This is a genomic window from Streptomyces niger, from assembly GCF_000718305.1.
Classification (GTDB): domain Bacteria; phylum Actinomycetota; class Actinomycetes; order Streptomycetales; family Streptomycetaceae; genus Streptomyces; species Streptomyces niger.
In genome coordinates, this window is sequence record NZ_JOFQ01000003.1 from 203,056 (window position 1) to 229,655 (window position 26,600).

Consider the following 26,600-nt stretch of genomic DNA (forward strand, 5'->3'; position numbering starts at 1 on the left):
TCCAGGGGTGGTGCGCCGCGTCAGCCGAGCAGCTCGACGTCGAGCTGACCGAAGTGGTACTCGCGTACCGCGGCCAGCAGCTCGTCGAGGGACAGCTCGCCGTTGTCGTCGGAGTCGACCTTGCGGAACGCCTCCTGGGCGGCGGAGCGGTCCACTCCGACGCCGACCAGCCAGGCCTCGAACTCGCCCGCGTTGATCTGGCCGTCGGCGTTCTTGTCGCAGAGGCCGATGATCCCCTTGACCACCGGGCCGAGCGCGCGGTTGAAGTCGGCCTCGCCGCCCTGGAAGATCAGGTTCTCCGTGACGCCCATGAACTGGTCCCTCGTGAGCGGACCGTTCGAGGGCGCCCCGGCCGCCTGGGTGAGGTGGTCGAAGAGCGCGCGGAAGCCCTCCCGCAGCGTCTTCGCCTTCTTGGAGTTGGCGTCGGCCCCGAAGTTCTGGGCGATCTTCGCCGCCTCCTGCTCGAAGTCACCCCACTCGAGGATGCCATTGCCGTCCGAGTCCCACTTGTCGAAGCGCTTCTGCAGCCGCTCGTTCGCGACGGGAGTCGCCATGACGGTGTCCTTTCTTCGATCGTACTGATTGATGCGCGGCGCAGGTACGGATTTCCGGCGCCGCCTCGCGCGGCCCTCCTTCCCCTGAAGGCCGGCAAGTCTTTTCCCGCCCGACGGAAGCACCCGTCGACGGCGGAATGCGCAGCCCTGTCAGAGCAGGGTGACCCGGGCCCCGGAGGCCTTTCCGCGGGTGTCGAGCAGAATGCATTCAGCGCGGGTCAGCGTCGTCGTGTCGTAACAGGAATGGTCCTGCAGGAGAATGGCCAGGTCCGCACCCGCCAAGGCATCGCGCAACGACTCCACGCGGGCCAGTGGTACGCCGTCGGCGGCGAATTCCCGGACGTACGGATCGTGGTACCGGACCGTGGCGCCCTGGGCGCGCAGACCGCGGGCCACCGGCTCCGCCGGCGACTCCCGCGCGTCGGCCACGTCGGGCTTGTACGCCACACCGAGGAGCACCACGGACGCCGCTTCCGGCGGCATGCCCGCCTCGTCGAGGAGGCCGACCGCCCGGCCGACGACGTGTGCCGGCATCTGTGACACCACCTCGTGGGCCGCGGCCAGCATCCGGAAGGAGAAGCCCTCGGCCTCGGCCTTCGCCGCGAGGTAGCGCGGATCGACCGGTATGCAGTGGCCGCCCACCCCGGCACCGGGCCGGAACGGCGCGAAGCCGAAGGGTTTCGTCCCGGCGCAGTGCAGCACGTCCCAGATGTCGATGCCCGTCCGGTCGCAGTACAGCGCCGCCTCGTCGACCAGCGCGATGTTCACGTACCGGTAGGTGTTCTCCAGCAGTTTGGCCATCTCGGCCTCCCGCGTGCCCCGCGAGACCACCAGGGTCCGCACGAAGCGGCCGTAGAAGGCGACCGCGTGCTTGACGCACAGGGGAGTGCAGCCGCTGACCACCTTCGGGGTGTTGTGGAGCCCGAACCGCCGGTTGCCCGGGTCGATGCGTTCGGGCGAGTAGGCGAGGTGGAAGTCGGCGCCGGCCCGCAGCCCGCTGCCGTTCTCCAGGAGGGGCCGGACCACCTCCTCCGTGGTGCCCGGATAACTCGTGGACTCCAGGACCACGAGCATGCCGGGCCGCAGACAGCGAGCCACGGTCCGGGCCGCCGCGCGCACCGCGGTGAGGTCCGGCGTGCCGCCCGCGCCCAGGCCGGTGGGCACGCAGATCACCACCGTGTCCGCCAGGCCGGGCGCCGACGGATCGGAGGTGGCGCGGAAGCCTGCGACGCGCATCGCCGCGACGGCCGCGTCCGCGACCCCGCCGACGTGCGATCGTCCTCCGTTGAGGCCGGTCACCACGGCGTCCGAGACGTCGTACCCCACGGTGGTCAGCCCCGCGGCGCACGCGGCCCGCGCCAGCGGAAGCCCCACATGTCCCAGTCCGATCACGGCGAGATCGGCAGTCATGACGTATCCCCCTGTCCGGGACGGCTCGTTGTCGAATCAGGCGGAGAAACTCCCCGTTCCTGCGGCGAGATGCGAGCCGTGTCCCGGATGTACGGTGAAACTCGGCGTCGTGCAGGAGGGGTCCGCAAAGACCTGGACGGGGCGGTCGGTGCGATTCGCCAACACGTGGGAGCCGACCGGCAATTTGATGCAGCCGATCGGGTTCTCGTACGTGGTCAGCGGTTGGAGTTCGGTTTCGAAGACGATGACCTCGCCTTCGGCGGCGGCCGCCGGAACGGTCGTCGCGGCCGTCGTGAGAACCGTCGCTGCGAGGAGGAGGAGAGCGGAGCCGACCCGACGCATATGCGCTTCCTTTCGCGGACAACATTCGCTGTCGAAATGCTGCCCTTGGGCCGCGCGGCGTAATATTCACCCGTCAAGGTGCACCCGAACCAGCGACAATGTGCAGATCCGGTCTTATGAAGAGATCGTAGCGATCGTATGACCGGAGCTGTCGGCGATGGATATATTCGCGGCATGGATGAGATGGCCCTGCTGGCCCACTCCGACGGCCCGGTCACCCGCGCCCGGCTCCGCCGCGACCTGACGGCGCTACGTCTCGCCGAAGGCGACGCCGTCATGTTCCACACCCGCATGTCGGCCCTCGGCTATGTGGCGGGCGGCCCCGAGACGGTCATCGGTGCGCTCGGCGAAGTCGTCGGCAAGCGGGGTACGTTGATGGTCACCTGCGGCTGGAACGACGCCCCGCCCTACGACTTCGTCAGCTGGCCCCAGGCGTGGCAGGACGCGCTGCGCGCGGAACACCCCGCCTACGACCCGCTCATCAGCGAGGCCGACCACGCCAACGGCCGGCTCCCCGAAGCCCTGCGCCGGCTGCCCGGCGCCGTCCGCAGCCGGCACCCCGACGCGAGCTTCGCCGCACTGGGCGCGGCGGCCGAGGAGCTGATGGCCGACCACCCGTGGGACGGCCCGCACGGTCCCGGCAGCCCGCTCGCGCGGCTGGTCGACATCGGGGGCCGGGTGCTGCTGTTGGGCGCGCCGCTGGACTCCCTCACGCTGCTGCACCACGCCGAGGCGCTCGCCGACGCGCCGGGCAAGCGGTTCGTGACGTACGAGCAGCCGGTCGTGGTGGGCGGCGAGCGGGTGTGGCGGCGCTTCCACGACATCGACTCGGAGGAGGGCGCCTTCGACTACTCATCGGTCGTGCCGGAGGGGACATGGCCGTTCGAGGTGATCGTCCGGGACATGCTCGCCGCGGGCATCGGCAGCAGCGGGCGGGTCGGCGCGGCGGAGAGCCATCTCTTCGACGCCCGGGACGTCGTGGACTTCGGCGTCGCCTGGATCGAGGAGAAGTTGGGCGGGGCGGCCCCGGCCTCCTGAGGACCGCCGAGCAGTCGCGGCGTACGGGGGAGTGGCGGTCATGGTTCCGGAATGAGGCCCCGTTCCAGGACGTCCCGGGCCACGTCCCGCAGCAGCCGGCTGTGGCTGCGGGCGTGACCGCGCATCGCCTCGAACGCCTCCTGCAGGCTCACCCCCATGTGGTGGGCCAGGAAGCCCTTGGCCTGTTCGATGGTGACCCGGCTCCGCAGGGCCGTGCGCAACTGGTCGTTGACCCTGCGGTAGGAGGTCAGCGACTCCTGGTGGCACAGGGCCGCGGCCACGACGTGGGCCAGCGCCTGCCCCAGCCGTACGTCCCGCTCGGGCAGTGGATCGGTGGTGCGGAGCAGCAGCAGGGACCCGTCGGGCCGGCCCCGCCACGTCAGCGGGACCGCGCCGGCGAAGCGGTAGCCCGCCGCGAGGGCCGTCTTGGCGAAGCGGGGCCAGCGATCGGTGGCGTGCAGGAGGTCCACCGGGCCGATCGGGGCGTCCGTGCGGTAGCTCTCCCGCACCGGCCCCTCCAACGGGGAGGTGGCCAGCAACCCGGTGAACGCGGGATCGGCCTCGCTCGCGGCGGCCGGCCGGAGCTTTTCACCGGGCGGTGCGCACAGCACGCCGGCGGCCGAGACGTCCAGCAGCTGCACGCACCGGAGGGCGAACCGCTCCAGATACCCGCCCACGTCGAAGCCGTCCCCGCAGCAGGCGGCGGCCAGGTCCACGAAGACGTCGGCCAGGAGTTGTTCACGACCCATGGTCATCCTTACGGTGCCGGGAGAGGAGCGGAAAGCGGTCGTCCGGCCGGCAGGAGAGCGGCCCTCACGATCGGCCTTCGCGTCGCCTCCGGCGGTGCGGGCACCGCGCGATCTCCACGCGATGCCGGCACCTTCTCAGAATCGCGTACACCTCCGAGGGCATGACTATGACTCGGACATGTACGCCGGCCCGGGTACCCCCGTGGGCCGGACCCACCCCTCCCACTCCGGGCCGGCGGCGGCCGCCGGGTCCTACATCGGGACCAGCCGTCATGCCGGTGGGGCATGCCCCCGGGACCGTTGCGTCTGTCGTCCTCGGCCAAATCGGCGGGCGCGGGAAGATGGCTCGGACGCGGCCCGGCGCCCTGTACGGTCAGGACGCCGCGGCACGTCCCAGCATCACCGGCACCTCCTTGTGGCCGTTCGAGAGGAAGGACTCCTGGGGCCGCAGCGCGTGCGGCGGGACGGCGAGTGCCAGGTCCGGGAAGCGCGCGAACAGCCCGCGGAGCGCGATCGTGGCCTCCATGCGGGCCAGCGGCGCACCCAGGCAGAAGTGGACCCCGTGCCCGAACGCCAGATGCTCGCTGCTGGGCCGGGAGAGGTCGAACTCCTCGGCGGTGGGACCGTGCAGCGCGGGATGGCGGCCGGCCGCCGCGTACGAGGCGAGGATCGCGTCGCCCGCCTTGATGGTCTGCCCGGTCGGAAGGGAGATGTCCTCGGTGGCGAACCGCATCGGCAGATGGGGCACCGGGGCCTCCCAGCGCAGCGCCTCCTCGGTCACGGCGTCCCACCCGGCCCGTCCCGCCCGCACGGCGGCGAGCTGCTCGGGGTGGCTGAGCAGGGCGGTGATGGCCTGGTCCAGGAGGTTGACGGTGGTCTCGTAGCCCGCGCTGATCACGAGCAGCAGGGTGTCGAGCAGCTCCTGTTCGCTGAGCCGGGAACCGTCGCCCTCGACGTCACGGGAGGCGATCAGCGTCGAGGTGAGGTCCTCCGCGGGTGCCGCCCGCTTGGCGGCGACGAGACGGGTCAGGAGGCCGTACAGCTCCTCGGTGTTGGCCGTGGCCTCCTCGGACGACAGGGTGGTGGCGAAGACGGCGTCCACGGCCCCGCGGAAGGAGCCGATCGCGTCCTCGGGCAGGCCCATGAGGTGGCCGATGACCTGGATCGGCAGCGGGTAGGCGAAGCGTGCGCGCAGGTCCGCGGGTTCGCCGGGCGGCGTGGCGGCGAGGTCGTCGAGCAGCCCGTTCGTCACCTCCTCGATCCGCGCCGACAGTGCCTGCACGCGGCGCGCCGTGAAGGCCGGGGCGACCAGCCGGCGCAGCCGGCGGTGGTCGGCGCCGTACGCGGTGAACATGTTCCGCACGGCCACCCACAGGGCCAGCGGCCACTTGCCGACGATGTGGTCCGGGAAGAGCGGCCAGTGCCGGTGGGGGTCCTTGGAGACCCGGGAGTCGGTAAGCAGCCGCTTGAGCAGGGCGGGGTCGGTGACCGCCCAGGCCGGTACGCCGAGGACGTCGACGCGTGCGGCCGGGCCGGCGGCGCGTAACGCGGCGTCCTCGGCATGGCGGTCGCTCCCGGTGGGGTCCAGAACGAGTATTTGCTGGTCGGCCATGGGGTTCTCGCTTTCGTCCGAGGCACTGCGGGGCATCCGGCCCGCGACGGCACCCTGATCGTGCCACCGCGGCCATTCCTTCCTGCCCACCGTCGGCCGCCCGGAAAGCCGCCGGCGTGCGGAGAGCGGCCAACCGGCATCCCGGGTTCCCGCGCCCGTCACCTCGTGCACATCCCGCGCGCCGAGACTCCGAACCCCACCACCGGAAGAGGAACACGACGACATGCACCGCACCGGCTCCGTCCCGTCCCGCACCGCCGTCCCGCGCCGTCTCCTGATGTGCCCGCCCCGCCATTTCGACGTCACGTACTCGATCAACCCCTGGATGGAGCCCGCGAAGCCGGTCGACGGCGGGCTCGCCCTCGCCCAGTGGGAGCGGCTGCGTGCGCTCTACCGGGAGTTGGGGCACACCGTGGAGGTCGTCGAACCGGCCGGCGGGCTGCCGGACATGGTGTTCGCGGCGAACGGGGCCACGGTGATCGACGGGAAGGTGCTGGGCGCCCGGTTCCGGCACGAGGAGCGCACCGCCGAGGGCCCGCTGTACCTCTCCTGGCTGCGCGCGCACGGCTTCCCCGAGGCCTACTGGCCCGAGCACGTCAACGAGGGGGAGGGCGACTACCTGCTGGCCGGGCGGCGCCTCCTGGCCGGTACCGGCTTCCGCACCGACCCGCGCTCGCACGCCGAGGCACAGGAGTTCTTCGGCGTGCCCGTCACCGGCCTGACGCTGGTCGACCCCCGTTTCTACCACCTGGACACCGCGCTGGCGGTGCTCTCCGACGACGAGATCATGTACTACCCCGAGGCGTTCACGCCGGGCAGCCGGGCCGTGCTGCGCGAACTGTTCCCCGATGCGCTGACGGCGACGGCCGAGGACGCGGCGGTGTTCGGCCTCAACGCGTTCTCCGACGGCCGCCACGTGCTGCTCCCGGAGGCCGCGACAGGACTGGTCGCAGGCCTGCGCGAGCGCGGCTTCGAGCCGATCGGCGTGGACCTCACCGAACTCCTCAAGGCCGGCGGCAGCGTCAAGTGCTGCACGCTGGAGCTGCGCGAGGGCTGAGGCGGCCCCGAAGCCGTCCGCCCCGTGGGGGAACCGGCGGGTGCGGCCTATCTTGAGACGCATGGATCACACGCCGCACGACGCCTCCGCCGAAGCGAACCCGCTGCGCCGTCTCACCCTCGCCGAGCTGCGCCGGCGGACGAGCATGAAGTGGCGCACGTACCCCGACGACGTGCTGCCGCTGTGGGTGGCGGAGATGGACGTGCCGCTGGCCGAACCGGTCGTCCGGGCGGTCACCGACGCGCTCGCGCGCGGCGACACCGGCTACCCCGCAGGCACGGCGTACGCCGAGGCGTTCGCGGAGTTCGCGCGGGAACGCTGGGGGTGGGGCGGGCTCGCCGTGGCGCGCACGGCGATCGTGCCGGACGTGATGCTGGGCGTGGTGGAGATGCTGAAGCTGACCACCGGCCCTGGCGACGCGGTGGTCGTCAACTGCCCCGTCTATCCGCCGTTCTACCAGTTCGTGGGCAACGCGGACCGGAAGATCGTGGAGGCCCCGCTCGACCCCGGCCACCGGATCGACCTCACCACCTTGGAAGCCGCCTTCCGCACCGCCGTCGCGGGCGGGCGCCGCGCCGCATACCTGCTGTGCAGCCCGCACAACCCCACCGGCACGGTGCACACCGCGGCGGAACTGGCGGCGGTCGCCGAGCTGGCCGCCCGGTACGGCGTCCGGGTCGTGGCGGACGAGATCCACGCCCCGGTGGTGGCCCCGGGCACCGCTTTCGTGCCGTACCTGAGCGTGCCGGGTGCGGCGGACGGGCTGTCCCTGCTGTCCGCCTCCAAGGGGTGGCACCTCGCCGGGCTCAAGGCCGCGCTCGCCGTCGCGGGCCCGGCGGCCGCCGACGACCTCGCGCGGCTGCCCGAGGAGGTCGGCCACGGCCCCAGCCATGTGGGCGTGCTCGCGCACACCGCGGCGCTCCGGGACGGCCGCGGCTGGCTGGACGCGCTGCTCGCCGGGCTGGACGAGAACCGCCGCCTGCTGGTGGACCTGCTGGCCACCGAGCTGCCGGCGGTGCGGTACGCCCCGGCCGAGGCCACCTACCTGGCCTGGCTGGACTGCCGCGGCCTCGGCCCGGTCGACGATCCGGCCGCCGTCTTCCTGGAGCGCGGCCGGGTCGCCCTCAGCTCCGGTACGGACTTCGGCAGCGGCGGCGCGGGCCACGTCCGGCTGAACCTCGCCACCTCGCCCGAGGTGCTGACGGAAGCGGTACGGAGAATGGCGGCGGCCGTGGCCTGAGCGCTGCCCGCGGACGCGGGGGCGGGTCAGGCGGGCGCCGACCGGTGCCGCCGACGGCGTCGCGGGGCGGAACCGCGCCGAACGGACTGTCGATCACACAGCGCCAGTACCCGTCGGCGCCGGCTCGTCCGCCTCCCGGTGGGTGCCGGTGGGCATGGCGGGGTGGCGGCCGAGGAGGAAGACGCCGGTCACCACCGCCGCCAGGCCGGCGAATTCGCCCGCGAGGGCGCCGGGGGTGACGCGGATGCGGTCGCCGAGGAAGCCGATGCCGCAGGCGATGCCGGCCAACGGTTCGGCGGCGGTCAGCGCGGGCAGCGACATCCGCAGCGGGCCCGCCTCGAAGGCGCTCTGGACGAGCAGCAGCCCGGTCACGGCCAGCGCCACGATCACGTACGGCTCCCAGCTCACCAGCATCCGGGCGAGGCCGTCCTCCTCGGCGATCGAACTGGACACCCGGGTCAGCGCGTCCTGGAGCCCGTAGAGCACGCCGGCAGCGGCGGCCAGCAGCGGCGGCTCCTTCACCAGCTTCAGGTGACGGGCCGTCAGTACGAGGAGCAGGGCGATGCCGAGGACGCCGCCGAAGACCAGCCAGTGCCGCAGCGTGCCGGTGTCGTCGGGACCGCTGTGCGGGCTGCCGGCGATGATGAAGGCCGCCACCCCGCCGCTCAGCAGGAGGACCCCCGCCCAGCCCGACAGCCCCAGCCGTTCCCCGCTGAGCCACCGGGCCAGCACCATCGCGAAGAGCAGGTTGGTGGCCAGCAGCGGTTCGACCCGGGACAGGTCGCCGCGGCTGAGCGCGAGCACGCTGAAGATCTGTCCGGCGACCATGCAGCCGATGCCCGCGAGCCACAGCGGCATCTTCACCAGGTCCAGCAGCAGCCGGAAGCTGAGCATGTCGGACAGCGGCGCGCGTCGCGCCGCGTGCTGCTGCAGGACGAAGCCCAGTCCCAGCAGGCACGCGGCGAGCACACCGTAGAGATAGAGCATGCGGCGACTCCCTGGGTCCGGGCGGGCTCAGCGGGGCGGGGACGGGGACCCGGCGGCCGGTGCCATCCGGTCCGCCTCGATCAGCGCCTCCTCGCCCTTCAGCAGCGGGGAACGGGTCAGTACCACCGCGGAGCACGCCATCAACGCCCCGCCGGCCACCGCCGGAACGACGTACCAACCGCCCCGGACCTGCTCGGCGAAGGCGAAGCTGCCCCACAGGATGGCCACGATCGGGTCGGAGAGGGTCAGCCCGGGCTGCGCGGCGAGCAGGTTGCCGGCGTGCAGCGCGGACTGGAGGAGGAACATCGCGAGGATGCCCGCCGCCACCATGGCGTACAGCTGCCAGGTCGCGAGCACCGCGCCGACGCCCTCCTCGCCGTGGCTCATCGCGCCCTTCATGAAGGCCGCCGTCAGGCCGAACTGGCAGCCGGCCGCCACGCCGAAGGCGCCGGCCCGGCGGCTGCCCCCGCCGGGCCGGGCGGGCGCGGCGCGGCGGCCCCACTCCACGGCGGCGACCACGATCAGGAGGTTGGCGGTGACGCCCACCGTCCAGGCCGGCCAGCCGGCCTCCTCGCCCGCCCCGGCAGCCGGGGAGAGGAAGTACAGCAGCGCCGCCAGCCCCACGGTCATCCCGACGATGGACAGCCACTCGCGGCGGTGCAGCCGGGCGTGGAACACGAACGACGCCAGCAGCAGCGTGACCGGCAGCTCCACGACGAGGATCGGCTGGACGACCGACAGGCTTCCGGTGGCCAGCGCCGCGGCCTGCAGGACGAAGCCGAGGATCACGCAGAGGAAGCCGGCGAACCACACGGGGCGGCTCAGCAGGTGCAGGATCAGCCGCGGCCGCAGGCTGTCCTCGCTCGGCAGGTCGCGGCTCGCGCGCCGCTGCAGCACAGAGGCGGCCGCATTGGCGCAGGCGGCGAGCACGGCCAGGAGGTAGCTCAGCACGACGTCCTTCCTCGGCCGTCCTGTCGGGCGGACGGAGCGGTCGGTCCCTCAGGCGAAGCGCGTGGCCAGCCGCCGGAACAGGGCGGGCGCGAGGCCCTGGAAGCGGGCGGGGAGCTGCAGCCAGCCGGGAACGAAGACCTCGCTGCGTTCATGCGCCACCGCCTCCCACACGGCGTCGGCCACCCGGGACGCGGCGATCGGCCGGGGCCGGGAGCGCTGGTAGGGCGCCCCGCGGCGGGCGAAGAAGGGGGTGTTCACCGCGCCGGGCACCACGACGGACACCCGGACGCGGGTGCCGGCCAGTTCGTACCGCAGGCTCTCGGCGAAGGCCGCGACCGCCGCCTTGGCCGCCGAGTAGACGGCCTCCTCGCGTACGCCCACGGCGCCCGCGATCGAGCCGACGAAGAGCAGATGGCCGCGGTTCCTGCGCACTATGTGCGGGAGGAGCCGGCGGGTGAGGTGCACGACGGCGGCCAGGTCCACCGCCAGTACCTCGTCGATCGCGGCGGGCGGCATCGTGGTGAACGGGCCCGCCCAGCCGATGCCGGCCCCGAGGACCACGACGTCGACCCCGCCCGAGGCGTCGAGCGCGGCGTCGGCGAGCTGCCCGCAGCCGGCCGGGTCGCCCAGGTCGCAGGGGAGCGGGGTGGCGTCGCAGCGGGCCGCGACCCGGCCGAGCCGGTCCTCGTCCCGGCCGTTCAGCAGCAGCCGCCAGCTTCCCTCGGCGGCGAACCGGGCGGCCACGGCGGCGCCGATGCCCGACGAGGCGCCGGTGATCAGGGCCACCGGGGCTCCGGTGCGGTGCGGCCGCCGCGCGGGAACGTGGGGTCCGGGTCGGCCCTCGGGGAGCACAGGACTGTGCGGCAGTGGTCCCGTGGCTTCCACAGGAGACCTCCTCCGGAGACGGTACGCACCTCAGTGGCTGTGCCCGGACCCCGACCGGGCCGGGCACAGGCTCCGACATCGGACCAGCATGCCACGGATTTCGTAATGATCCGGGCAATTGCCGTCACAGGGGACACAGCTCCGTGTCGTCGCCCCCGTGGTCGCGCAGCGGGCCCACGGTGAGACCCTGCTGCCGGCAGTTCCGCACCAGCACGGGCAGCGCCTGGAGCGTGGCACGCCAGGAGCCGGGCGCCGAGGTCCGGTCGCTGTCGTGCAGCAGGACGGTCCCGCCGCCCTCCAATCGGTGCTCCACGGTGCGCACGATCGTTTCCGCAGAGGCCCCCGCCACCCAGTCCCGGCCCCATGCCGACCACAGCACGGTCCGCAGCCCGAGCCGGTGCGCCGCGGCCCACCGGCCGCTGGTGAGGATGCCGTACGGCGGCCGGTACCACCGCGGCCGGGACCCGCAGACGTCGGTGGCCGTGCGCACGGCCCGGCGCAGCTCGCGCAGTTCGCGCACCGGTCCCGGCCACCACGGCCGGCGGTGCTGCCAGCCGTGCAGCCCCACCTCGTGCCCGCGGGCCACCAGCTCCCGCCCCAGCTCGGGCGCCTCGGCCAGCGCCGAGCCCAGCAGGAAGAAGGTCGCCCGGACGTCCAGCGCGTCCAGCGCGTCCAGGAAGCGCGGCGTGCTCGCCCGGTCGGGACCGTCGTCGAAGGTGAGCGCGACGTGTCCGGGCTGCCCCTGCCCGTCCAGGCCGGGGAAGAGCAGGCGGCGTACCGGAGGCAGCCAGGTCCCGGCCGGTCCGATGTGCAGCGCGGCTGCCGCTGCCGTCGCCTGCCACGCGGCCGGCCCGAGCGGAGGACGGTCGATGCGCATACGGTCCAGTATGGTCGCGTACGTTGCGAAATGCTCGGGAATGGCATCCGGACCGGGGGCATGGACACATGGGCGGACGATTCGTCATCCTCAGCGCCGGCATGGGGGCCGGCCACCACGCGGTGGCCGGCGAGCTGGCCCACCGGCTGACCGGCCGCGGCCACCGCGTCGCCACCCTCGACGTCCTGGACCTGTTGCCGGCCGGGACCGGCGCCGCACTGCGCGGCTTCTACGCCACCACGATCCGGTACGCGCCCGCGCTCTACGAGGCGATCTACCGCGCCTACTTCGTCCCCCGCCCGCCGGCCGGCCCCGGCCGCCCGCACCCGGGCACCGACACCTCACCCGTGGTCGCCCCCGCGGCGCGAGAACTACAACGACGACTGGCCGGCGAGCGACCCGACGCGGTCCTCACCACTTTCCACCTGGCCGCCCAGGTCACCGGCCGCCTCCGGGACGCCGGGGCGCTGCGCTGCCCGAGCATCGTGGTGGTCACCGACTTCGCCGTGCACCGGCAGTGGCTCCACCCCGCCAACGACCTGCACCTCTGCCCGACCCGGCAGACGGCGGCGGACGTCGGGCGGCTCGGCGGCCGGGCGGCCGAGGCGGTCGGCCCCGTGGTGCCCGCCGCGTTCCACGCTCCACCGGACCCCGCCCGCACCGCCGTCTTCGCCCGCCGCTTCGCCGCCCTGGCCCCGGGCCGCACCCCGGTCCTCCTCTCCAGCGGTGCCTGGGGCGTCGCCTCGCACCTGGCACGTACCGCGGCGCTGCTCCGCGACGGCGGCTACCTCCCCGTCGTGATGTGCGGCCGGAGCCAGTCGCTGCGGCGGCGGCTCGGCCGGGTGCCCGGGACCGTGGCGCTCGGCTGGGTGGCGGACGTACCGGCCCTCATGGCGGCGGCCGGCGCACTGGTGGAGAACGCCGCGGGGCAGACCGCGGTCCAGGCGCTGGCCGCCGGGGTGCCGGTGGTGACGCACCGGCCGATCCCCGGGCACGGCGCCGCGGGTGCCCGGCGGATGGCGGCGGCCGGACTGTCCGGCCTCGCCGACGGCCCGGACGGCCTGCTGCGAACCCTCGCCGAGCTGACCCGGGACGGTCCGCTCCGGCAGGCGAGGATCGCCGCAGGCCGCGCCCTGTTCCGCGCGGATGCCGCCGACGCGGTCATCGCCGCCGTACGGCCCGCGGGCACCGCGTCCCCGAGCGTGGCGGGATACCGGCCCCCAGGATGCGCCGGACGGTAGCCGGCGGTCCCGATGGCGGTAGCGTGAGGCGACATACCGGGGCTCGGCCGACCATTCGGGGTAGACCGGGCTATTCCGCGCTGCCGGGGAGGATTTGCTCATGTTTCCCACAGGAAAAGGGCCCAAGTTACCGTTCACCAACCCGCTCGAAGCGGTCACCCAGAGCGTGACCGGCAAGCTGGGCGAGGGCCTCGCCCTCGCCCAGGCCGCCGCCATCACCACCCAGGCGGCCACCGCGCTGACCCGCTCGCCGGGCATCGACGACTGGTCCGCGCGCCCCGACGACGAACACCCGCGCCCGGTCGTCCTCGTCCACGGCACGTTCGGCAACGCCGAGACCTACTGGCTCACCGTCGCCCCGGTCCTGGCCGCCGCCGGATACAGCGTCTTCCGGCTCGACTACGGTGCCGACCCCCGCATCCCGATCATGCACGGACTCGCCTCCATGGAGCAGTCGGCCGAGGAACTGGCCGCCTATGTGGAGCGCGTGCTGGCGGCCACCGGCGCGGAGAAGGTCGACATCATCGGCCACTCGCAGGGCGGCATGCTCCCGCGCTACTACCTCAAATTCCTCGGCGGCGCCACCAAGGTGCACCACTTGATCGGGCTCGCCCCGAACAACCACGGCACCACCGGCAACGGCATCGCCGCGCTCATGAAGCAGTACCCGGCCAGCATCGAGCTCACCAACATGGTCCTGCCCGCGCTCACCGAACAGCACAAGGGCAGCGACTTCATGAACAAGCTCAACGACGGCGAGGACACCGTCGAGGGCGTGCGCTACACCGTCATCGCGACCAAGTACGACGAGGTGGTCACCCCCTACTCCTCGTGCTGGCTCCGCGGCCCGAACGTCCGCAACGTCCTCCTGCAGGACCTGTGCGTCGCCGACCTCAGCGAGCACAACGCGGTCGTCTACTCGCCGTTCGCCATGCGCGAGGTGCTGCGCGCCCTGAGCCCGGCGAAGCCGAAGAAGGGGACCGCCGGGGCGACGCCGGCAGCCACGCCGCAGTCCGAGCCCGCCCCGTAGTCCGAACCGTACGGCCACAAGGAACACAAGGGACACAAGGGACACAAGGACCACCAGGACCACAAGGAGGTGTCAGGTGCCCGCGCGCAGCGCGGGCACCAGCGCCCGGGCGGCCTCGGCGAGCTGGGCCCGCTGGGCTTCCGGGTCCAGCGAACCGATCCGCAGGACGAGGTGTCGGGCCCCGGCGCGTACATAACCGCCGAGCCACTCCGCGCACTCCTGCGCGCTGCCGTAGCCGAACGCCTGGAACGCCGCCATCTGCTCCAGCGAACGGCCGTAGTAGGCTTGGGCGTAGGCGTCGAGCTGCTTGCGTGCCGCCGTGCGGTCCGGGTCGACCGCGACCGTCGCGTACAGCCCCGGCGTGACCGCGCCCGGAGGCCGCCCCCGGTCGGCGGTCAGCCGGCCGATCTGCTCCCAGGCGCGTGCGTAGGCGCCCGCGTCCGGCAGGAACGGCAGCCAGCCGTCGTAGTGTCCGGCCGCGCGTGCCAGCGCCCGCGGGGTGTCGCTGCCCGCCAGCCAGAGCGGCGGCCCGGTGGGGGAGGCGGGGGACGGCAGCCGCTGCGGGCCGCCCGGCCCGGCGTCCTGCCCGGTGTCCGTGCCGGCACTGCTCCGCCAGGTCTCCCGCCACAGTCGTACCGTGTCGTCCAGGCGGCGGAACCGCCCGGCGTACGCCACGCCCACCGCGGCGAACTCCCGCTCCGTCTCCGGCACCGGGAAGCCCGCGCCGAGCGCGGCCACCAGGCGCCCGGCCGTCGCCCGGTCCAGGCTCGCGATCTGGTGCGCGCCGAGCAGTGGGTGGCGCAGGGCCGCGGTGTAGGCCGCCGTGCCCAGGGTGACGCGGGAGGTCACCGCCGCCGCGGCGGCGAGCACCACCACCGGGTCCAGCCGGGGCCGGGCGAGCAGCGAGTCCCCCGTCCACACCGAGTCGTAACCGAGCCGCTCCGCCTCGCGGGCGAAGTCCAGCAGGGGTGCGACGGCGTGGTCACCGTTGATCGCCGCCTCCCGGGTCGGCAGCAGGACGCCGACCCGGAGTGGGCGTCCGTCGTCCGTACGGTCCTCGGCACGCATGCCTGGCCTCCCATTCCTGACGTGCACTCAGTTGACCTTGCGCTCCCGGCCCTGCCACAGCCGGTCCCGAAGGGCGCGGCGGAGCACCTTGCCGTTCGGGTTGCGGGGCAGCTCGGCCAGGAACGCGTACGTCGTGGGGATCTTGAAGTCGGCGAGCCGGCCCCGCAGGGAGCGCATGAGCTCGCGCGGGGTGGCTTGTCGGCCGGGCCGCAGCACGACGTACGCGTGCACGGCCTCGCCCCAGCGCTCGTCCGGGACGCCGACGACGGCGGCGTCCGCCACCGCGGGGTGGCCGGCCAGCGCGTTCTCGATCTCGGTGGGATAGACGTTCTCGCCACCGACGATGATCGTGTCGTTGATGCGGTCGCAGAGGTGGAGGTAGCCGTCGGCGTCGAGCCGGCCCGCGTCACCCATGCGGACCCACCCGTCCCGCACCGTCTCCCGGGTGGCCTCGGGCTGCCGGTGGTACCCCAGCATCCGTGCGGGGCTGCGGACCCAGACCTCGCCGACCGCGCCGGGCGGCAGGGTGGTGCCGTCCTCGTCGACGATCCGCAGGTCGATGCCCGGATAGGCGCGCCCGGCGGCCGTCAGTCGTGGGCTGCCCGGTACGTGGTCGGCGGGTGGCAGGCACGCGGCGAAGTTCCCCGTCTCGGTGGATCCGTAGATCTGCGCGAACTCGCAGCCCATGGTCTCCAGGCAGCGCTGCAGCAGCGGTTCGGAGATCGGCGCGCCCCCGTAGATCAGCTTGCGGACGGAGCGGAACGCGGCGGGGCTCGCGCCCCGCTCGTCCAGCAGCATCTGGAGCATGGCGGGGGTCACCAGGCCGTGGGTCAGGCCGAGTTCGCCAATCTGCCGCAGCACGTCACCAGCGACGAACATCGGCACGCTGACCATCGTGGCCCCGGCGACGAAGCCCTGCATGGCGTATGACAGGCCGCCGATGTGGAAGCCCGGCATGCCGATCAGGCACCGGTCGCCGGGCTGCCAGTCCACCCAGTCGCACCCCTGCGCGAGCGCCTCGTCGACGTTGAAGAAGCTGCGGTGGGCCAGGACCACTCCCTTGGGCAGGCCCGTCGTGCCGCTGGTGTAGATCTGCGCCACGGCGTCGTCCGGGCCGACACCGGCTGCGGCGCCGAGATCGTCGGCCGGGTGCCCGGCCTGCCAGGCCAGGAAGCCCGAGCCGCGGCCCTCGGCGGTGTCCAGCGGGACCACCTCGCGCAGCCGGGGCAGGACCGTACCGAGCTGTCCGGCGACGGTCAGCCGCTCGCGCTCGGCGAAGAGCAGTTCGGTGTCGGAGTCGCTCAGGATGTGCGCGATCTCGTCGTGGGTCAGCCGCCAGTTGACCGGTACCAGCACGGCGCCCGTCTTGGCGCAGGCCAGCGCGATCTCGTAGAAGAGCTCGGACTCTTTACCGAGGTAGGCCACGCGGGAGCCGCTGCCGAGCCCCGCCGCGTGCAGGGCGTGCCCGGTGCGGTTGCTCTCGCGGTGCAGCTGCTCGTAGGTGAGCACCCGTCCCTCGCAGAGCACCGCGGGGTGAGCGGGCCGGTCGGCCGCCTGGCGGGCCGCGACCGCGGCGAGTGTGCGGGGCCGGGCCGCCGGCCGCGGACGGATGAGTGTGTCGTCGTCGAGCACCGTCGCCCCTCTCAGGACAGTTGCCGGTCGAGGAAGTCGGTGAGCTGCCCGACGGACGGGTGGTCGAAGGTGACCGAGGCGGGCAGCGGCACGCGCAGCGCGGTCTCCAGCGCGTTCTTCAGCTCCACGGCGGCGAGCGAGTCCAGGCCCAGTTCCAGGAAGACCGCGTCCGGTGCCACGTCGTCCGTGCCGTCGAAGTGCAGCATGTCGGCGATCCGGGCACGCAGGTACCTGTTCAGTTCCGCCCTGCGCTCGTCGGCGGGCAGCGTGACCAGCCGGTCGACGTCGAGCCCCGGTCGGGCTGCGCCGCCCTCGCCGCGTACGAGGTGCCGGTACAGGCTGTGCGGAAGCGGCCGGTCCGCCGCGTACCGGTCCCAGTCGCAGGCGGCCGCGACGACCTGGGGCGCGGTCTGCCCGAGCAGGGTGACCAGCGCGTGCATGCCGTCGGCCGGGCTCATGAAGGCGACGCCCTGGTCCTGGAGGCGCCGGACGAGCGGCGCGTCGAGCCGGGCGGACATGCCGACCTCGGCCCACGGGCCCCAGTTCACGGACAGCGCGGGCAGGCCGTGGCCGGCGCGCCATCGCAGCAGGCCGTCCAGGTAGGCGTTGCCCGCCGCGTAGTTGGCCTGCGCGGGACCGCCCAGCACGGCGGCGACGGAGGAGTAGCCGACGAAGAAGTCCAGCTCGGGGAAGGACGCGGCCGCCTGGTGCAGCAGCCACGAGCCGTACACCTTGGGCCGCAGGACCGTTTCGATGCCCTCCCAGGTCAGCACGGAGACCGGCATGTCCTTGAGGACGCCGGCCGCGTGCACGATGCCGCCCACCGGATACGGCGACCGGGTCAGCTCCGCGGTGATCCGCTCGACGTCGGCGGGCTCGGCGACGTCCGCGCGAAGGACGGTGACCCGTACGTCCGTGCCGATCCCGGCCGCCAGCGCCGCGGTCTCCGCCGGGGGCAGCCCGGTGCGTCCGACGAGCGCCAGGTGGCGGGCGCCGAGTTCGGCGAGCTTGCGGGCGGTGACCAGTCCGAGGCCGCCCAGGCCGCCGGTGACGAGGTAGGTACGGTCGGGCCTGACGGCGAGCGGCCGCGCGGCCCGGGCCCGGTCGTCGGCGAAGCGCAGCACCAGCTTGCCGGTGCTCGCGCCGCGGCTGAGCGCCGAGAACGCCTCCGCGGCCTCGTCGAGCGAGTAGACGGTGGCCGGGACGGGCTGCAGGCGTCCGTCGGCCAGCTGCTCGACGACGGACCCCAGGATCTTCCGGGTGTGCTCCCGCGCCTCGGCCTCGGGGCGTTCGCCCAGGTCGAAGCGGTGGTATTGAATGTCGGGTCGCTCCTGGCGCAGCTCTTCCGGCGTCCAGGAACCCAGCTTGCCCAGCTCCACGAAGCGCCCGCCCTCGGCGAGGCAGCGCAGGCCCGCCGGGATGAACTCCTTGTTCAGACTGTTGAGCACGATGTCCACGCCCTCACCGCCGGTGGCGGCGAGCACCTCGTCGGCGAAGTCCAGCGTCCGGGAGTTCATGACGTGGCGGATGCCCTGGGCGTGCAGCAGCGGCCACTTGCCGGGACTCGCCGTGGCGAACACCTCGGCCCCGGCCTGCTGGGCCAGTTGCACGGCGGCCTGTCCGACGCCACCCGCCGCGGCATGGATCAGCACCCGGTCGCCCTGCTGGATCCCGGCGAGTTCGTGCAGCGCGTGGTGCGCGGTGACGAATACCGTGGGCACCCCGGCCGCCTCGGCCATGGTGAGCCGGGCGGGCTTGCGCACCGCCAGCTCGGAGGAGACGGTCAGCGTGCCCGCCATGCAGCCGAGCGCGTTGACCACCACCTCGTCCCCGGGCCCGAAAGACGCGTCGGGGCCGGCCGCGACCACCGTGCCCGCGCACTCGAAGCCCAGCGGCTGCGGCTGGTACGGGACGCCCGTCTCCTCGGCGTACTGCCGGAGCAGACCCAGCGCGTTGAGCACGTCCTTGAAGTTCAGGCCCGCCGCGTGCACCGCCACCTGAATCCGATCGCCCGTGGGCGGCTCGGCCTCGACGGGCTCCGGTCGCAGGCCGGCGAAAGAGCCGTACTCCTTGATCGCGAGCCGGTCGGCGGTGCCCGGCCGGCGGGCGGGGTCGAGCGGGTACAACCGCCGTACGTGGCGGAGCCCGGACCGGTACGCCACCTGGAACTCCCCGGCGTCCCGCGCCAGCCACTCGTCCAGCAGCCGGTCCGTGTCCTCGGCCCCGTCGCCCTTGCCGCCGGGCAGGTCGATCAGCGTGACGCGGTAGCTCGGGTACTCGTGCCAGAGCGCCTGGCCGAAGCCCCACAGGGTCGCGGACGCCGCCGGTCCGGTGTCGTTCGGCGTGTCGTCCGGCAGCAGTTGGGCGCCCTCGGTGACCAGCCACAGCCGCCTGCCGTGACCGAAGCCGCCGCGCTCCAGCGCGTGAAGCACGGCGAGCAGATCGCGGTAGTTGCGCCGGCACTCGGCGGCCGGCGGGACCGGCCCTTCGCCGCCCGGCCGCCAGAACCAGCACACATCGGTGGGTTCCGCCTCGCGCAGGCGCTCGGCCAGCACGTCGGCCCCCGCGGCGTAAGTGAGCTCCGTGCCGGCCGCGGCGGCACGTGCGGCCAGGTCACCCAGGTCCGCAGCCGTACGGTTCAGCACCAGCACCCGGCGTGGCTCGCCGGGCGTTGCGCCCTGGCCGGGGCCGGACAGCGCGCGCTTGATCCAGCGCGGCTCGTGGAAGACCTGCGTGTGCCGCCCGGCCCCCGCCGAGGTGTTGACCACCCGCTTCAGCCCCAGCCCGGTCAACTCGAAGACCGGGCGGTCGTCCTCCAGCAGCACCAGGTCCGCCGCCACGTCCACGTCCTGCCCGGCGTCCGGCGGTACCGGCACGATCCTGGCCACCGTACGCAGCTCCGCCGCCTTCGGCTTCTTGAACTGCCGCAGCCGCCCGAACCGCACCGGCAGATACGTCTCCCCGGCATCGTTGAGGACCGCCAGCCCGTGCAGCGCACTGTCCAGCAGCGCCGGCGGCAGCTGCTCAACGGGGCCCGTCCGCATGCCGCGCAGCTCGCTCACCGCGAGCTGCCCGTCGTACCGCCGGGCCTGCGACAGCCGCCGGAACTCCGGGCCGTACGCCACCCCCGCCGCGGCCATCCCGGCGTACAGCTCCGCGCCGCCGACCGTCGCCGCCGGCCCGCCCGCGTCCGCAGCGTGCGCACACAGCTCCGTACCGGCCGGCGTGAGCGCCGTACTGGGCGAGGAGGGCAGGCCGAGGACCGCGGTGGCGTGGCAGCGCTCGAAGTCCCCGTCCCGGCCCGCGACCCGGGTCACGATCTCCGCCTCGGCTGTGCCGTCCTGCCGGGGCCGCAGCCGGGTACGCACCTCGGAGGTCCGGTCGGCGGCCAGGAAGACGGGCTCCAGGACCGCCACGTCCGTCACCGGCCGGCAGGTCTCGCCGTACACCGCGTCCTGGAGCGCGAGCAGCACCTCCAGGTAGGCAGCGCCGGGGAGGACGACCTGCCCCATGATGACGTGGTCGGCCAGGTACGCCGGCTGCGCGGCATCGATCCGGGTCGCGAACTCCCGTACTCCGTCGCGCTGTTGCTCCTCCGACGTGACCTCCTCGCCCAGCAGCGGATGGGGCTGCTGCCCGGTCGTCGCCGGTGCCCTGCCCCGGTCGCGGCCGCGTGGCGCCGGGAGCCAGTACGGCTTCCGGTCGAAGGCGTACGTCGGCAGGGTGGCGGGCCGGTCGGCCGCGCCGTGGTGGACGCCGGCCCAGGACACCGGGAGACCGGCCGCGTACAGCCGGGTGAGGGCGGTCAGGACCGCGCCGCCGTCCGTGTCGGCGCGGTTCAGGCCGCCCAGCCACAGCTGGTCACCGGCCGGCACGCACTGCCGGGCCAGGGACGTCAGGGTCGAGTCGGGGCCGATCTCGACACACGCGTGACCGCCCCGCCCGGCCACCGTCCGCAGGGAGCCGGCGAAGTCCACGGGGGCGCCGATGTGCCGGACCCAGTACTCCGGCGTGGTCAGCTCCCCGGGCCTGGCCACCCGCCCGGTGATGTTCGAGACCAGCGTCAGCCGCGGCTCGTGCCAGCGGATGTCCTTCAGCTCGTGCCGGAACGCGTCCGTCACCTCGGCCATCAGCGGCGAGTGGAACGCGTGCGAGACCGGCAGCTTCCGGACCTCGTGACCGGCCCGGCGCAGCAGGGCGCACACCTCCTCCAGGGACGCGTGGCCGCCGGAGAGCACGCACTGCCGGGGCGCGTTGCGGCAGGCGATGGCGAGGTCGGGGCGGCCTTCGAGCAGCGGGGCCAGGTCCTCCGGCGCCGCCGACACCTGGGCCATGCCGCCGGGCGCGGTCACCGACTGCATCAGCCGGGCCCGCGCGGCGACCAGCGCCACGCCGTCCTCCAGGGAGAAGACCCCGGCGACGGCCGCCGCCGCGATCTCCCCGATGCTGTGGCCGACCAGCACGTTCGGCCGCACGCCCCAGGACAGCCACAGCTGCGCCAGCGCGTACTCCAGCGAGAACAGGGCGGGCTGGGTGTGCACGGTCCGGTGGATCGTGTCACCGTCCGCCGCTTCGCCGATCACCAGGTCCCGGACCGACCGGCCCAGATGCGGCGCGAACAGCCGGTCGCAGGCGTCCAGATGCGCGCGGAAGACCGGATGGCGTGCGTACAGCGCCCGGCCCATGCCCGGGTACTGGCTGCCCTGCCCGGTGAACAGGAAGGCCACCTTGCGCAGGCCGGCGCCGGTCCCGTTGCCGTCCGCCTCGTCCGACCGCGCCAGCCAGCCGTCGAGCAGCTTCGTCACGTCGGCGCGGTCCCGGACGACTCCGGCACGGCGCACGGGGAGGTGCGCCCGGCCTAGCGCGGCCGTACGGCACAGCGCGGCGACCGGGACGTCGGGGTGGTCGGCGGCGTACTCCCGGTAGCGCTCGATCTGGCGGCGCAGCGACGGGGCGCTCTTCGCCGACAGGGTGAGGACGTGCGGCGCGCCGTCCTCCGCCGGCGTCTTCGCGCGAGGAGGGGCGGGCGGTTCCTCCAGGACCACGCAGCCGAGGGTGCCGGCGATGCCGAAGCCGTTGACCAGGGCGCGCCGCGGGCCGTCGGCCGGCCACGGCGCGGTCTTCGTGGGCACGGCCACCGGGCAGCTGTCCCACGGGATGCGGGGCGACGGCGAGGTGAGGTGCAGATGCGGGTAGTGGACGCCCTCCCGCATCTGGAGCAGCACCTTGATGATGCCGCACACGCCGGCCGCCGATTCCAGATGCCCGACGTTGGTCTTCACCGAACCGACCACGATCGGCGCGGCCGTGCTGTGGGAGTCCGCGAACGTGTCGCTGATCGAGCCCAGTTCGATGGGGTCGCCCAGCGGGGTGCCGGTGCCGTGCGCCTCGACGTACTGGATGTCCCGCGGGGTCAGCCCGGCGTCGGCGATGGCGGCCCGCATGACGGCCTGTTGGGCGACGCCGTTGGGCGCCGTCAGGCCCGCGCTCTCGCCGTCCGCGCGCACGGCCGAGCCGCGCAGCAGTCCGAGGATGCGGTCCTCGTCGCGGAGCGCGTCGGAGAGCCGCTTGAGGACGAGCACGCCGCAGCCCTCGCCCCGGCCGTATCCGTCCGCGCTCTCGTCGAAAGCCTTGCAGCGGCCGTCGGAGCCGAGCATCCCGGCCCGGCGCAGGGTGCCCTGGATCAGCGGGTGGTGGATCGCGTTCACGCCGCCGCACAGGACGAGGTCGCACTCGCGGCGGCGCAGCCCCTGGGCCGCCAGGTGCGCGGTGGTCAGCGAGGACGAGCACGCGGTGTCGACACTCATGCAGGGGCCCCGCAGCCCCAGGAAGTACGACAGCCGCCCGGACACGGCGCTGTGCGCGGTGCCGGGGACCAGGGCGCCGGACAGTTGCTGGTCCGGTACGGCGACCGTCTCCGTGACGTAGTCCACGGACATCACGCCCATGTAGACCCCGGCGTCGGTGCCCCGCAGGCCCGTGGGGTCGATGTTGGCGTTCTCCAGCGCCTGCCAGGCGGTCTCCAGCACCAGCCGCTGCTGCGGGTCGATGAACGGCGCTTCCTTCGGCGATATCTTGAAGAACCTCGCGTCGAACCGGTCGAGCCCGTCGAGGAAATTGCCCTCCGCTTTTCCTGCGCTGTCCTCGGCGATCCAGCGGTCCGCGGGCGCCGGCCCTTCCGCCGACCGTCCCGTGCGCAGGAACTCCGCGAATCCCTCGGGAGTTTCGTTGGCGCCGGGGAAACGCAGCCCCATGCCGACGACGGCGATCGGCTCGGTCGGTTCCCGCCGCAGCCTTTCGCGGGCGGCCTCGGGTGTTTCAGGCATGGCTGGTTCCTTCCCTCAGCGGGCCGGTTCGTCGAAGAGGCCGGGCAGGACATCGGTGGCCAGATGTTCCGTGAGCCGCGCCAGGTTGGGGCTGTTGAACAGCACGTTGGAGCTGATCTCGCAGTTCAGCAGGGACTCCAGGCGCTGTTTCAGCTCCATGACGCGCAACGAGGTGAGGCCGAGGTCGAAGAAATTCTCCTCGGGTGGGAATTCCTCCTCCTCGGTCATCAACAGGCAGGCCTTGAACTCCCTGGACAGTATTTCCGCCAACGCCTCCCGGCGCTCGGATCGGGGGAGCAGGTGAATGTCGTCGGAGTCCGCCATGGTCGGAGTCAAGCAAACCCCGCTGACAACCGGCTGACACCTCGCTGACCAGGTGTTCCGGGGGAGCTGCGGAAATGGCAGACTCGGCTTTCCCGTACCGGAAACGCGCCTGTCGGCGGAGAATCGAGGGGTTTATGGGGGACGAGTCGGACGTCACCAGGGAACTGGACGGCACGCTGAAAGCGATCGGTCTGAACCGGGAACCCGCAGTACGTGCTCTCACCGTGACCGGCTGTCTCCCCTACGTGCGCAGCCCCTTGCGCATGTCGGTCGCCATCGGGGTGCCGCTGCTCGCCGCGGCGGTCGGAGCCGCCGAGATCTGGCACCGGCGCACCGGCCGTGCCCAGCGCCTCTCCCTCCACCTGGGCCAGGGCCTGCACCGTATGACGCCGTTCCTGGGCGGCGGGACCACGCTCAACGGCTACTTCTCCAGCATGGGTTCGCTGGCCGGGCTGACCGGCCTGGCACCCGCGACCTGGGACTTCTACCGCACCGCCGACGACCGCTGGGTCATCCCCATCGCGTGCTACCCGCGCACCCGCGACGCGCTGCTCGATCTCCTGGACTGCGCGCACACCCGGGAGCACATCGCGGCCGCCGTACGCCGTCGGGAGGCGGCCGAGCTGGAGGAAGCGGCGGCCGAGCGGTGCGTCCCGCTCGCCATGGCCCGCACCCGCGAGGAGTTCCTCGCCCATCCGCAGGGCCGCGCGGTACTCGCCGAGCCGCTGGTGGCGGTGGAGCGGATCGCCGACGGCCCCGTCGTACCGCTGCCCACCGGGCCCCGGCCGCTGTCCTCGCTGCGCTGCCTGCAGTACACCCATATCCTGGCGGGCACCGCGACCGGGCGGACGTTGGCCGAGTACGGCGCCGACGTCCTGCACGTGTGCGAACCGGACTCCTTCGAGCACGACGCCGTCTGGCACGAGTCGGCGGGCGGCATGCGATCGGCCCGGCTGGACCTGCACGAGCGGGGCACGGGCCGGGACGCCTTCGACGGCCTGCTGCGCGAGGCCGACGCCTTCGTCCTCAACCACCGCCCCGCGAAGGCCCGACGGCTCGGCCTCACCGCCGAGGAGTGCGCGGCCGCCCGCCCCGGCATCATCCACTGCTCGCTCACCGCCTACGGGCACACCGGCCCCTGGCGTGACCGCGGCGGCTTCGACCAGCAGGCGCAGGCCCTCACCGGCATCAGCCTGCGCGAAGGCGGCGGCGCGGCGCCCGGCCTGCCGCCCGGCCGGATCCTGTGCGACTACGTCGCCTCCTACCTGGCCGCCGCCGGCATCATGGCCGCGGCCCTCCGCCGCGCGCACGAAGGCGGCAGCTACGCCGTCCGCGTCTCGCTCGCCGGCGTCGCCAACTGGTGCTGGGAACTGGGCAGCTGGGACCCGGAACTGCTCGACCGGCTCGCCGAGGACGCCGCTCCGCCGGCTCCCGAGTGGCGGACCTCCACCACCCCGCTGGGGGAGGTGCGGTACACCGCCCCGCCCGTCCGGCTCAGCGAGACCCCCGGCGGCTACGACGACCCGGTACTCGTACCGCGCGGCTCCTCGGCGCCCCGATGGCGCCCCGCGCCCGTGGGCCCGTGACCGATCCGACCGTTGGAGGCAGCACCGTGCGGTTCTCTCCCCGCAGCACCACCGCACCGGCCGGGGCGGCGGCCGTCCCGCCGCCCCGCGAACGACCGTTGCGCAGCTACTCCTCCTACATCGGAGGCCGCGACGTCGAAGGCGAGGGCTGGGTCTATACCGTCAGCGCCGGATCCCTGCTGGAGGACGTCTTCACCAGCATCAGCCTCAAACGCGCGCTCGAACGCTCCCCGGACCCGGAATCGGCGGCAGCCCGGCACCCGTACGTCATCGGCCGCGTCGCCATGGCCGGCGACGCCGGCGTGGACGCGGCGCTCAAGGCCGCGTCCGCCGCGGCACCCGCCTGGGCCGCCGTCCCCCTGGAACAGCGCATGGCCCTGGGCCCGCTCTTCCGCGAACGGCTCCTCCGCCACCGCACCGAACTGCTGGACCTGATGGCCGCCGAAGGCACCCCGCTGCGGCTCGCCCGCTGGCAGCTCGACGGCCTGCTGGAGCTGTACGGCGAGGAGAGCTGCGCGTGGTACCGACAGTGCATGCACACCGAGTTCCGGCACGCCGGGCGGCGCCTCCTCGTCCACCGGCAGCCCGACGGCGTGGTGTGCCTGAACCCGCCGCAGAACGCCCCGGCGCCCAGCGCGGCGCTCGCCGTCCTGATGCTCATGGCGGGCAACTCCGTCGTGGTCCGCGCCCCGCGCAGCATCGCGCTCAGCACGATGTACCTGCTGCGTGAGCTCGCCGGCCCTGCTCTGATGGAGGCCGGCGCCCCGCCCGGCGCGCTCGGCGCCGTCTGCGGCAACCCCGGGCAGATGATCACCCGGTGGCTCGACAGCCCCCTGGTGGACGACATCTTCTACGTCGGCGGCAGCGAGGAAGGGCTTCGCTTCCAGTCGCGGTGCATCGCCGCCGGCAAGAAGCCGATCCTCGAACTCGCGGGCAACGACGGCATCGTGGTCTGGAAGGACGCCGACCTCCCGTACGCCGCCGAGGCCGTCGCCGAGGCCTTCTACGGCTCGGGTCAGATCTGCATGGTCCCCAACTACGTCCTCGCGCACCCGGACATCGCCGACGCGCTGCTCGCCGAGGTGACGGCCAAGGCACGGGACATCCGGCCCGGCCACCCGGGGGACGAGGACGTACTGCTCACTCCCGTACGGCGCAGCGAGCGGTTCTTCGCCCTGCTGGAGGAGGCTTTGCACGCCGGTGCCGAGCTGGTGTGCGGCGGGCACCGCACGGAGGCCGACGGGACGCGGTCCCCGACGGGGGTGTTCCTGGAACCGACCGTGGTCCGGGTGGACGGCCTCGCGGGCGCCCGTGCGCTGGAGATGGTGCGCCGGGAGACGTTCTTCCCGCTGCTTCCGGTCGTCGTCGCCGAACCGGCCGCCGACGACGTGCTCCTCGACCGGTTCCTGGACTTCCTCAACGCCAACGCCTACGGCCTGCGCAACTCCCTGTGGACGCGGCACACCGCCGTCGTGGACGCCTTCGTACGGCGGGTGGGCAACGGCGGCCTGCTCAAGGTCAACGACTCCCACATCGGCTTCCTGCCCTGCCTGCCCAGCCATGGTGGCACCGGCCTGACCGGCGGCGTGCACGGCGAGGCCAACTACCCCATGCTGACCACCTCGCACCTCCAGGGCGTGGGCATCAGCTCCGGTGTCAGCCCGCGGCACGCGGTCTTCGGCGAAAGGTGA

The 26,600-nt window shown here is 73.5% G+C and carries 20 protein-coding genes; 7 read left to right on the forward strand and 13 right to left on the reverse strand.

What is annotated here, in order from left to right; genetic code table 11:
* Window positions 1–20: 20 nt before the first annotated feature.
* The 3 genes from IF20_RS07480 to IF20_RS07490 all read right to left on the reverse strand — a co-directional run bounded on the left by IF20_RS07480 (window position 21) and on the right by IF20_RS07490 (window position 2,306).
* On the reverse strand, window positions 21–554 hold the full coding sequence (locus IF20_RS07480; protein ID WP_052864211.1) for an EF-hand domain-containing protein: 534 nt from the start codon (window positions 552–554) through the stop codon (window positions 21–23).
* 150 nt (window positions 555–704) lie between these two features.
* A complete protein-coding gene (locus tag IF20_RS07485) occupies window positions 705–1,964 on the reverse strand; it encodes a nucleotide sugar dehydrogenase (protein ID WP_052864212.1) in 1,260 nt (419 codons plus the stop codon).
* Window positions 1,965–2,000: 36 nt separating this feature from the next.
* Window positions 2,001–2,306, reverse strand: a complete 306-nt coding sequence (locus IF20_RS07490; protein ID WP_052864213.1) for a hypothetical protein — start codon at window positions 2,304–2,306, stop codon at window positions 2,001–2,003.
* 174 nt (window positions 2,307–2,480) lie between these two features.
* Here IF20_RS07490 and aac(3) point away from each other — a divergent pair, with 174 nt between their 5' ends.
* Complete coding sequence (aac(3), locus tag IF20_RS07495) at window positions 2,481–3,344, forward strand: aminoglycoside 3-N-acetyltransferase (RefSeq protein WP_110943926.1); 864 nt, start codon at window positions 2,481–2,483, stop codon at window positions 3,342–3,344.
* A gap of 38 nt (window positions 3,345–3,382) precedes the next feature.
* On the opposite strand, the gene IF20_RS07500 is transcribed toward aac(3), so the two are convergent.
* On the reverse strand, window positions 3,383–4,093 hold the full coding sequence (locus IF20_RS07500) for an ANTAR domain-containing protein (protein WP_052864214.1): 711 nt from the start codon (window positions 4,091–4,093) through the stop codon (window positions 3,383–3,385).
* A gap of 373 nt (window positions 4,094–4,466) precedes the next feature.
* The gene (locus tag IF20_RS07505) at window positions 4,467–5,705 is read right to left on the reverse strand and encodes a cytochrome P450 family protein (RefSeq protein WP_052864215.1); all 1,239 of its coding nucleotides are present in this window, start codon (window positions 5,703–5,705) and stop codon (window positions 4,467–4,469) included.
* A gap of 223 nt (window positions 5,706–5,928) precedes the next feature.
* Between IF20_RS07505 and ddaH the strand changes: the two genes are divergently transcribed.
* Window positions 5,929–6,762, forward strand: coding sequence for a dimethylargininase (gene ddaH / locus IF20_RS07510; protein ID WP_052864216.1), 834 nt, complete (start codon window positions 5,929–5,931; stop codon window positions 6,760–6,762).
* Between the two features lie 61 nt (window positions 6,763–6,823).
* Complete coding sequence (locus IF20_RS07515) at window positions 6,824–8,002, forward strand: MalY/PatB family protein (RefSeq protein ID WP_052864217.1); 1,179 nt, start codon at window positions 6,824–6,826, stop codon at window positions 8,000–8,002.
* 93 nt (window positions 8,003–8,095) lie between these two features.
* Here IF20_RS07515 and IF20_RS07520 read toward each other — a convergent pair whose 3' ends face one another.
* The 4 genes from IF20_RS07520 to IF20_RS07535 form a co-directional block, all read right to left on the reverse strand.
* Window positions 8,096–8,989, reverse strand: a complete 894-nt coding sequence (locus IF20_RS07520; protein WP_052864218.1) for a DMT family transporter — start codon at window positions 8,987–8,989, stop codon at window positions 8,096–8,098.
* Window positions 8,990–9,016: 27 nt separating this feature from the next.
* On the reverse strand, window positions 9,017–9,940 hold the full coding sequence (locus IF20_RS07525) for a DMT family transporter (RefSeq protein WP_052864219.1): 924 nt from the start codon (window positions 9,938–9,940) through the stop codon (window positions 9,017–9,019).
* A gap of 48 nt (window positions 9,941–9,988) precedes the next feature.
* On the reverse strand, window positions 9,989–10,726 hold the full coding sequence (locus tag IF20_RS07530; RefSeq protein ID WP_110943929.1) for an SDR family NAD(P)-dependent oxidoreductase: 738 nt from the start codon (window positions 10,724–10,726) through the stop codon (window positions 9,989–9,991).
* Between the two features lie 223 nt (window positions 10,727–10,949).
* Window positions 10,950–11,702 (reverse strand): polysaccharide deacetylase family protein, encoded by a 753-nt coding sequence (locus tag IF20_RS07535; protein WP_052864221.1) that lies wholly within the window; start codon window positions 11,700–11,702, stop codon window positions 10,950–10,952.
* A 68-nt stretch (window positions 11,703–11,770) separates the two neighbouring features.
* Between IF20_RS07535 and IF20_RS07540 the strand changes: the two genes are divergently transcribed.
* Window positions 11,771–12,943: an MGDG synthase family glycosyltransferase gene (locus IF20_RS07540; protein ID WP_052864222.1), complete on the forward strand. Its 1,173-nt coding sequence runs from the start codon at window positions 11,771–11,773 to the stop codon at window positions 12,941–12,943.
* A gap of 100 nt (window positions 12,944–13,043) precedes the next feature.
* A complete protein-coding gene (locus IF20_RS07545) occupies window positions 13,044–13,973 on the forward strand; it encodes an esterase/lipase family protein (protein ID WP_110943930.1) in 930 nt (309 codons plus the stop codon).
* Window positions 13,974–14,045: 72 nt separating this feature from the next.
* On the opposite strand, the gene IF20_RS07550 is transcribed toward IF20_RS07545, so the two are convergent.
* From IF20_RS07550 to IF20_RS07565, 4 genes are read right to left on the reverse strand one after another with little or no spacing between them, the layout of a single operon-like run.
* The gene (locus IF20_RS07550) at window positions 14,046–15,041 is read right to left on the reverse strand and encodes an LLM class flavin-dependent oxidoreductase (RefSeq protein WP_052864223.1); all 996 of its coding nucleotides are present in this window, start codon (window positions 15,039–15,041) and stop codon (window positions 14,046–14,048) included.
* 27 nt (window positions 15,042–15,068) lie between these two features.
* Window positions 15,069–16,673 carry a long-chain-fatty-acid--CoA ligase gene (locus IF20_RS07555; RefSeq protein WP_234426556.1) on the reverse strand — a complete coding sequence of 535 codons (1,605 nt, stop codon included), beginning with the start codon at window positions 16,671–16,673 and terminating at the stop codon, window positions 15,069–15,071.
* 11 nt (window positions 16,674–16,684) lie between these two features.
* On the reverse strand, window positions 16,685–22,999 hold the full coding sequence (locus IF20_RS07560) for a type I polyketide synthase (protein ID WP_052864224.1): 6,315 nt from the start codon (window positions 22,997–22,999) through the stop codon (window positions 16,685–16,687).
* A gap of 15 nt (window positions 23,000–23,014) precedes the next feature.
* Window positions 23,015–23,323 (reverse strand): acyl carrier protein, encoded by a 309-nt coding sequence (locus tag IF20_RS07565; RefSeq protein ID WP_052864225.1) that lies wholly within the window; start codon window positions 23,321–23,323, stop codon window positions 23,015–23,017.
* A 134-nt stretch (window positions 23,324–23,457) separates the two neighbouring features.
* Here IF20_RS07565 and IF20_RS07570 point away from each other — a divergent pair, with 134 nt between their 5' ends.
* Complete coding sequence (locus IF20_RS07570; protein ID WP_052864226.1) at window positions 23,458–24,909, forward strand: CoA transferase; 1,452 nt, start codon at window positions 23,458–23,460, stop codon at window positions 24,907–24,909.
* A gap of 98 nt (window positions 24,910–25,007) precedes the next feature.
* Window positions 25,008–26,600, forward strand: a complete 1,593-nt coding sequence (locus tag IF20_RS07575) for an aldehyde dehydrogenase family protein (protein WP_052864466.1) — start codon at window positions 25,008–25,010, stop codon at window positions 26,598–26,600.

Coding starts and splice junctions, on each gene's coding strand:
- IF20_RS07480 (WP_052864211.1), bottom strand. CDS start 554: ATGGCGACTCCCGTCGCGAACGAGCGGCTGCAGAAGCGCTTCGACAAG.
- IF20_RS07485 (WP_052864212.1), bottom strand. CDS start 1,964: ATGACTGCCGATCTCGCCGTGATCGGACTGGGACATGTGGGGCTTCCG.
- IF20_RS07490 (WP_052864213.1), bottom strand. CDS start 2,306: ATGCGTCGGGTCGGCTCCGCTCTCCTCCTCCTCGCAGCGACGGTTCTC.
- IF20_RS07500 (WP_052864214.1), bottom strand. CDS start 4,093: ATGGGTCGTGAACAACTCCTGGCCGACGTCTTCGTGGACCTGGCCGCC.
- IF20_RS07505 (WP_052864215.1), bottom strand. CDS start 5,705: ATGGCCGACCAGCAAATACTCGTTCTGGACCCCACCGGGAGCGACCGC.
- ddaH (WP_052864216.1), top strand. CDS start 5,929: ATGCACCGCACCGGCTCCGTCCCGTCCCGCACCGCCGTCCCGCGCCGT.
- IF20_RS07515 (WP_052864217.1), top strand. CDS start 6,824: ATGGATCACACGCCGCACGACGCCTCCGCCGAAGCGAACCCGCTGCGC.
- IF20_RS07520 (WP_052864218.1), bottom strand. CDS start 8,989: ATGCTCTATCTCTACGGTGTGCTCGCCGCGTGCCTGCTGGGACTGGGC.
- IF20_RS07535 (WP_052864221.1), bottom strand. CDS start 11,702: ATGCGCATCGACCGTCCTCCGCTCGGGCCGGCCGCGTGGCAGGCGACG.
- IF20_RS07540 (WP_052864222.1), top strand. CDS start 11,771: ATGGGCGGACGATTCGTCATCCTCAGCGCCGGCATGGGGGCCGGCCAC.
- IF20_RS07545 (WP_110943930.1), top strand. CDS start 13,044: ATGTTTCCCACAGGAAAAGGGCCCAAGTTACCGTTCACCAACCCGCTC.
- IF20_RS07550 (WP_052864223.1), bottom strand. CDS start 15,041: ATGCGTGCCGAGGACCGTACGGACGACGGACGCCCACTCCGGGTCGGC.
- IF20_RS07560 (WP_052864224.1), bottom strand. CDS start 22,999: ATGCCTGAAACACCCGAGGCCGCCCGCGAAAGGCTGCGGCGGGAACCG.
- IF20_RS07565 (WP_052864225.1), bottom strand. CDS start 23,323: ATGGCGGACTCCGACGACATTCACCTGCTCCCCCGATCCGAGCGCCGG.
- IF20_RS07570 (WP_052864226.1), top strand. CDS start 23,458: ATGGGGGACGAGTCGGACGTCACCAGGGAACTGGACGGCACGCTGAAA.